At 70.2% G+C, this 7269-nt stretch carries 5 protein-coding genes; 4 read left to right on the forward strand and 1 reads right to left on the reverse strand.

Annotated elements, in window-relative coordinates; genetic code table 11:
* A partial coding sequence (locus AC51EU_RS24495; RefSeq protein ID WP_496269226.1) for a LacI family DNA-binding transcriptional regulator occupies positions 1-1083 on the reverse strand: 1083 nt, incomplete at its 3' end.
* Positions 1084-1514: 431 nt separating this feature from the next.
* Between AC51EU_RS24495 and hisC the strand changes: the two genes are divergently transcribed.
* From hisC to cydD, 4 genes are all read left to right on the forward strand, one after another.
* A complete protein-coding gene (hisC, locus tag AC51EU_RS24500) occupies positions 1515-2594 on the forward strand; it encodes a histidinol-phosphate transaminase (protein ID WP_496269227.1) in 1080 nt (359 codons plus the stop codon).
* 475 nt (positions 2595-3069) lie between these two features.
* On the forward strand, positions 3070-4578 hold the full coding sequence (locus tag AC51EU_RS24505; RefSeq protein WP_496269228.1) for a cytochrome ubiquinol oxidase subunit I: 1509 nt from the start codon (positions 3070-3072) through the stop codon (positions 4576-4578).
* A 9-nt stretch (positions 4579-4587) separates the two neighbouring features.
* Entirely contained in the window at positions 4588-5589 is a 1002-nt protein-coding gene (cydB, locus tag AC51EU_RS24510) for a cytochrome d ubiquinol oxidase subunit II (protein ID WP_496269229.1), read from the forward strand.
* A 52-nt stretch (positions 5590-5641) separates the two neighbouring features.
* Positions 5642-7269, forward strand: a 1628-nt coding sequence (gene cydD / locus AC51EU_RS24515; RefSeq protein ID WP_496269230.1) for a thiol reductant ABC exporter subunit CydD, incomplete at its 3' end; no start/stop codon positions are given.

Raw genomic sequence — 7269 nt, forward strand, 5'->3', positions numbered from 1 at the left:
GCGGGGCGGGCTGACCGTCGTCCGTGGGGAGCGCCGCTGGGAGGACGTCCGCACGATCAGGTCGGTCGGTATCACCTGTTCGACGGGCCGACCGGTGTCGAGTCCCTCGATGGCGTCGATGAGGATCTGGACGACGGCGGTGCCGATGCGCCGGGGTTTGAGGGAGAGCGTGGTGATCGGCGGTTCGGTGGTGGCGTAGACGGTGGACTCGCTGCAGCACACCAGCAGCAGGTCGTCGGGGACGCGCAGGCCGTAGCGCCGGGCGGCGGCGAGCAGGTCCGTGCCGTTGGGGTCGAAGAGACCGTAGACCGCGTCGGGGCGGTCCGGGCGGGCCAGCAGCCGGTCGGCGGCGACGGCGCCCGCGCACGGGTCGTGCGCCGGGTAGGACTCGTAGACCGGGTCCTGGCCCACCCGCTCGCACCAGCGCAGATAGGCGGTGGTGGACAGGCGGGTATAGGTGTCGGTGGTGGTGCCGGTGAGGAGGCCGATGCGGCGGGCGCCGGCGTCGGCGAGATGGTCGAGGAGGCCGATGACGGCCTGTTCGTGATCGTTGTCGACCCAGCCGGTGACGGGGAGGGAGCCGCCGGGGCGGCCGTCGGAGACGACGGGGACGCCGTGCCGGACGAGTTCGGTGACGACGGGGTCGCCGTCGGCCGGGTCGATGACGACCGTGCCGTCGAGGGCGACGTTGGACCAGACGTCGTGGCGGGAGGTGGCCGGGAGGATGACCAGGGCGTAGCCGCGGGCCAGCGCGGCGGAGGTGGCGGCTCTGGCCATCTCGGCGAAGTACGCGAATTCGGTGAAGGTGAAAGGTTCATCCCCGTACGTGGTCACCGTGAGGCCGATGAGGCCCGACTTGCCGGTACGGAGGGTGCGGGCGGCGGCGGAGGGGCGGTAGCCCAGCCGGTCGGCCACCTCGCGGACATGGCTACGGGTGGCATCCGGAAGCCGGCCCTTGCCGTTGAGCGCGTCGGAGACGGTCGTGATCGATACGCCGGCCGCGGCGGCCACATCCCGGATGCCCGCCCGCCCCATCCGGCGACCGGCCGACCGGCCCACCTGGTGCTTCCCTGCTGCTGTCATGGCGAGCCGATAGTAGGGCTCGTCGGCGGGTCGGGACGCAGGTTGCCGCCGCCCGCTTGAAGGCACGTTTCTGCAAGGTGATATCGCCTCAACTTCCTTTGAACAAAAGGAAGTTATGGTCACATGGAAAGCATCAACGGGTTGCCGTATCGCTCTGCCTGGTGATCTCCCCAGGTCTCGAAGAGGTCTCAAGTCACCTTCACGGGGGATGCGCGCTACGGCGCGAGCCACCGGCGCGCATGAAGGCGGGGAGCGCTCCTCGCGCCCTTCACGCGGGGCGGCCGAGGGGGCGCGGACGGCGTCCCACCCTGCCGCACCTGGGCCGGAGCCGCCGTTGCCTCCGGGGCCCGGTGGGGACTGCCGCCGGACGGGTCAATCCTCATAAGGTGTGCAGTATTGGAGTCGAGCGGGACGGTCGAGGAGGAACTGCGGTGAGCGAGAAGACCCCGAAGCTGCGTGCTGCGCTGGACGGCATCCCCGTGTACAAGCCGGGCCGGCCGGCGGCGGCCGGCGGCCCCGTCGCGTACAAGCTGTCCTCCAACGAGAACCCCTACCCCCCGCTGCCCGGCGTCCTGGAACGCGCGGTCGCCGCCGCCGGAACGTTCAACCGCTACCCGGACATGGCCTGTACGGGCCTGATGGCGGAGCTGTCCGAACGGTTCTCGGTGCCCGTGGAGCATCTGGCGACCGGTACCGGATCGGTCGGGGTGGCGCAGCAGCTGGTCCAGGCGACGGCCGGTCCCGGCGATGAAGTGATCTACGCCTGGCGTTCGTTCGAGGCGTATCCGATCATCACCCAGGTCTCGGGCGCCCGCCCGGTGCAGGTGCCGCTGACCTCGGACGAGGTGCACGACCTGGACGCGATGCTCGCCGCGATCACCGACCGGACCCGGCTGATCTTCGTCTGCAACCCCAACAACCCCACGGGCACCGTGGTGCGCCGTGCGGAGCTGGAGTCCTTCCTGGACCGGGTCCCCGGGGACGTCCTGGTGGTGCTGGACGAGGCGTACCGCGAGTTCATCCGCGACCCCGAGGTGCCGGACGGCGTGGACCTCTACCGCGACCGCCCCAATGTCTGTGTGCTGCGGACCTTCTCCAAGGCGTACGGCCTGGCCGGGCTGCGGGTCGGGTTCGCGGTGGCGCACGCCCCGGTGGCCGCGGCGCTGCGCAAGACGGCGGTGCCGTTCGGCGTGAGCCAGCTGGCGCAGGAGGCGGCGGTGGCGTCGCTGCGCAGTGAGGGCGCGCTGCTGGAGCGGGTGGACGCGCTGGTCACCGAGCGGGCGCGGGTGGTCGAGGCACTGGCCGCGCAGGGCTGGACGGTTCCGGAGACCCAGGCCAACTTCGTGTGGCTGCGGCTGGGGGAGCGGACGGCGGAGTTCGCCGAGGCGTGCGAGCGCGCCGGTGTGGTCGTGCGGCCGTTCGCCGGTGAGGGCGTACGGGTGACGATCGGGGAGACCGAGGCGATGGATCTGTTCCTGGCGGCGGCGGAGGAGTTCCGCAAGACGTGGTGAGCCGGCGCGTGGCGCGGCGCGGGGCCGGTGGGGCCCGCACCGCGCCACGCCGGTGACGGAAGCCGGACCGAGGGTCGGCACCGGGGCGTGGAGCCCGGGTGCCGGCCCTTTCGCATGCCCGGAGCAGCGGTGACCTGAGCATGCCAATAGCACGGTCAAGGGGTCGACCGGCCCCGGCGGGTTGACGGCGTCATATCTCGGACACCGGTTCGACGAAAAAGGGCCGGTCGAGGGGGCGCGGAGGGGGTGCGCTCGCGGATGATCTTGCCGGTCAGAGGCCTGTCCGGGGGCTTTCTCTGGCGCACGTACAGAAGTGACCGCTGTCACGCACCCCCCAGAAGATTGTCCGAAAGGGGTGCGGGATAATGGCTTGTGAATGTGAACGCGTTCACAAGCGCGCCCTTTATGCCTCACTTACGCATAGATGTAACGCGCAACTGTCGTAGTGCATACGGCGACGTAAGGAGAGAACGACGTGGAACTGGCGTTGGCGCCAGAGACTCTGGCGCGCTGGCAATTCGGCATCACCACCGTCTACCACTTCTTGTTCGTCCCCTTGACGATCTCTCTCGCCGCTCTGGTGGCCGGACTGGAGACCGCATGGGTACGGACGGGGAAGCAGAAGTACCTCAAGGCCACCAAGTTCTGGGGCAAGCTCTTCCTGATCAACATCGCGATGGGTGTCGTCACCGGCATCGTCCAGGAGTTCCAGTTCGGCATGAACTGGTCCGACTACTCGCGGTTCGTCGGTGACATCTTCGGGGCGCCGCTCGCCTTCGAGGCCCTCATCGCCTTCTTCTTCGAGTCCACCTTCATCGGGCTGTGGATCTTCGGTTGGGACAAGCTCCCCAAGAAGATCCACTGCGCCTGCATGTGGATGGTCGCGATCGGCACGATCCTGTCGGCCTACTTCATCCTCGCGGCCAACTCCTGGATGCAGCACCCCGTCGGCTACAAGTTCAACTCCGTCACCGGCCGCGCCGAACTCACCGACTTCTGGAAGGTCCTCACCCAGGACACCACCCGGGTCGTCGTCTTCCACACCCTCACCGCCGCCTTCCTCACCGGCGCCGCGTTCATGGTCGGCATCTCCGCGTACCACCTGATGCGCAAGAAGCACGTCACGGTGATGCGCACGTCGCTGCGGCTGGGGCTGGTCACGCTGGTGGCCGCCGGTCTGCTCACCGCCGTCAGCGGTGACACCCTCGGCAAGGTCATGTTCCGGCAGCAGCCGATGAAGATGGCCGCCGCCGAGGCGCTGTGGGACAAGGAAGAACCCGCGCCGTTCTCCGTCTTCGCCTACGGCGACGTCGACAAGGGCCACAACAAGGTCGCCATCGAGATCCCCGGCCTCCTCTCCTTCCTCGCGCACAACGACTTCTCCTCGCCCGTCCCCGGCATCAACGACGTCAACAAGGCCGAGCAGCAGAAGTTCGGGCCCGGCGACTACCGGCCCAACATCCCCGTCACCTACTGGGGCTTCCGCTGGATGATCGGCTTCGGCATGGCGTCGTTCGCCATCGGGGTCGTCGGTCTCTGGCTCACCCGCAAGAAGTTCTGGCTGGCGCCCGCCCTGCGCACCCAGGAGGACGAACCTCCCCGGCTCGCGCTCACCAAGAACACCGAACTCGGCGCACGGCTGAGCAAGTGGTACTGGTCGCTGGCCTTCGTCACCCTCGGCTTCCCGCTGATCGCCAACTCCTGGGGCTGGATCTTCACCGAGATGGGGCGGCAGCCCTGGGTCGTCTACGGCGTACTGCGCACCTCGGACGCGGTCTCGCCCGGCGTCTCCCAGGGCGAGGTGCTCACCTCGATGATCATCTTCACCCTGCTCTACGCCGTCCTCGCCGTCATCGAGGTCCGGTTGATGGTGAAGTACGTCAAGGCCGGACCACAGGAGCTCACCGAATCCGACCTCAACCCGCCCACCAAGATCGGCGGCGACGACACGGACGCCGACCGGCCGATGGCCTTCTCGTACTAGGAGGCGACCGTGCAACTCCACGACGTCTGGTTCGTTCTCATCGCCGTCCTCTGGACCGGGTACTTCTTCCTCGAAGGCTTCGACTTCGGGATCGGCATCCTCACCAAGCTGCTGGCGCGGGACCGCCGCGAGCGGCGCGTCCTGATCAACACCATCGGCCCGGTCTGGGACGGCAACGAGGTATGGCTGCTCACCGCGGGCGGCGCGACCTTCGCCGCCTTCCCCGAGTGGTACGCCACCCTCTTCTCCGGCTTCTACCTTCCGCTGCTGCTCATCCTGCTGTGCCTGATCGTGCGCGGGGTCGCCTTCGAGTACCGCGCCAAGCGGAGCGGGGAGCGCTGGCAGCGGAACTGGGAGCACGCGATCTTCTGGACCTCGCTGCTGCCCGCCCTGCTGTGGGGTGTGGCGTTCGGCAACATCGTGCGCGGCGTGAAGATCGACGCCCACAAGGAGTACGTCGGCACCGTCTTCGACCTGCTCAACCCGTACGCGATCCTCGGCGGACTGGTCACACTGACGCTGTTCACCTTCCACGGCGCGGTGTTCGCGGCGCTCAAGACGGTGGGCGACATCCGTGAGCGGGCGCGCCGGATGGCGTCGGTCCTCGGGGTGGTGGCGGCCGCGCTGGCGCTCGGCTTCCTGATCTGGACGCAGGTCGCCAGGGGCAACGGCAACAGCCTGATCGCCATGGTCGTGGCGGTGGCCGCGCTGGTCGCCGCGCTGGTGGCCAACCGGCTCGGGCGCGAGGGCTGGTCGTTCGCCTTCTCCGGCGTCACCATCGCGGCCGCGGTCGCCATGCTGTTCCTGACGCTCTTCCCGAACGTCATGCCGTCGTCGCTGAACGAGAGCTGGAACCTCACCGTCTCCAACGCCTCGTCCAGCCCCTACACCCTCAAGATCATGACCTGGTGTGCCGGCATCGCCACCCCGCTCGTGCTCCTCTACCAGGGGTGGACGTACTGGGTGTTCCGCAAGCGCATCGGCGTCCAGCACATCGCCGACGCACACTAGGACACGACCCACCGGCCGGGCCCGCCCCGCGCGGGCGGGCCCGCCAGGACGGATGTTTCACGTGAAACCTGTCGACCCCCGCCTCCTCCGCCACGCCCACGCCACCCGCGGATTCCTCGCCGCGGTGGTGGTCCTCGGGCTGGCCGGCGCGGGGCTGGTGGTCGGCCAGGCCATGCTCATCGCCGAGATCGTGACCGGCGCCTTCCAGCGCGACCTCACCCTCGGCGCCCTCACCACCCCCGTGACACTGCTCGTCGCGGTCTCCGTCGGCCGGGGGCTGGTCTCCTGGCTCACCGAACTCGCGGCCCACCGCGCGAGCGCCGCCGTCAAGTCCGAACTGCGGATGCGGCTGCTCACCCGGGCCGCCCGGCTGGGCCCCGGCGCGACGGTGCGCCGGCCGGACGGCGGGGACGGCGGGGACGGCGACGACGCCACGCTGGAGATGCGGACCGGCGAACTCACCACCCTCGCCACCCGCGGCATCGACGCCCTCGACGACTACTTCTCCCGCTATCTCCCGCAGCTCGGGCTCGCGGTCGTGGTGCCCGTCGCCGTTCTCGCGCGGATCGCCACCGGCGACTGGATCTCCGCGCTGATCATCGTCGTCACCCTGCCGCTCATCCCCCTCTTCATGATCCTCATCGGCTGGGCCACCCAGGCGCGGATGGACCGGCAGTGGCGGCTGCTGTCCCGGCTGTCGGGGCACTTCCTGGACGTCGTCGAGGGCCTGCCCACGCTCAAGGTGTTCGGCCGGGCCAAGGCCCAGGCCGCCTCCATCCGCGCGATCACCGACGAGTACCGGCGGGCGACCCTGCGCACCCTGCGGATCGCCTTCCTCTCCTCCTTCGCCCTGGAACTCCTCGCCACCCTCTCCGTCGCTCTGGTCGCGGTGGGCATCGGGATGCGCCTGGTGCACGGCGAACTCGATCTCGCCACCGGGCTGATGGTGCTGGTCCTGGCGCCGGAGGCGTACCTCCCGCTGCGGCAGGTCGGCGCGCAGTACCACGCGGCGGCCGAGGGCCTCGCCGCGGCCGAGGAGATCTTCGCCGTACTGGAGACCCCGCTGCCCGCGCCCGGCACCGCCCCCGCGCCCCGGGGCACCGGACTCACCGTCGAGGGCCTGGTCGTCCGCCACCCCGGCCGCCGCGGCGACTCGCTGCCCGAGACCTCCTTCGAGGTACGCGAGGGCGAGACCGTCGCCCTGGTCGGCCCGTCGGGCGCCGGCAAGTCCACCCTGCTCAGCGTGGTCCTCGGCTTCACCGCACCGTCCGCGGGCCGCGTCCTCGTCGACGGTCAGGACATCGCCTCGCTCCAGCCCGAGAGCTGGCGGCGCCAGATCGCCTGGGTGCCGCAGCATCCGCACCTCTTCGCGGGCACCATCGCCGAGAACGTCCGGCTGGCCCGCCCCGACGCCGACGACGAGGCGCTGCGCCGCGCCCTGCGGGACGCCGGCGCCCTCGACTTCGTCGACGCCCTCCCCGACGGCGCCGACACCGTCCTCGGCGAGTCCGGGGCCGGGCTCTCGGCGGGGCAGCGCCGCCGCCTCGCCCTCGCCCGCGCCTTCCTCGCCGACCGGCCGGTGCTGCTGCTGGACGAGCCGACCGCGAGCCTGGACGGCGAGACCGAGGCGGCGGTCGTGGACGCCGTCCGACGGCTGGCCGCCGGGCGCACCGTCCTGAT

The organism is Candidatus Streptomyces philanthi (assembly GCF_059553635.1).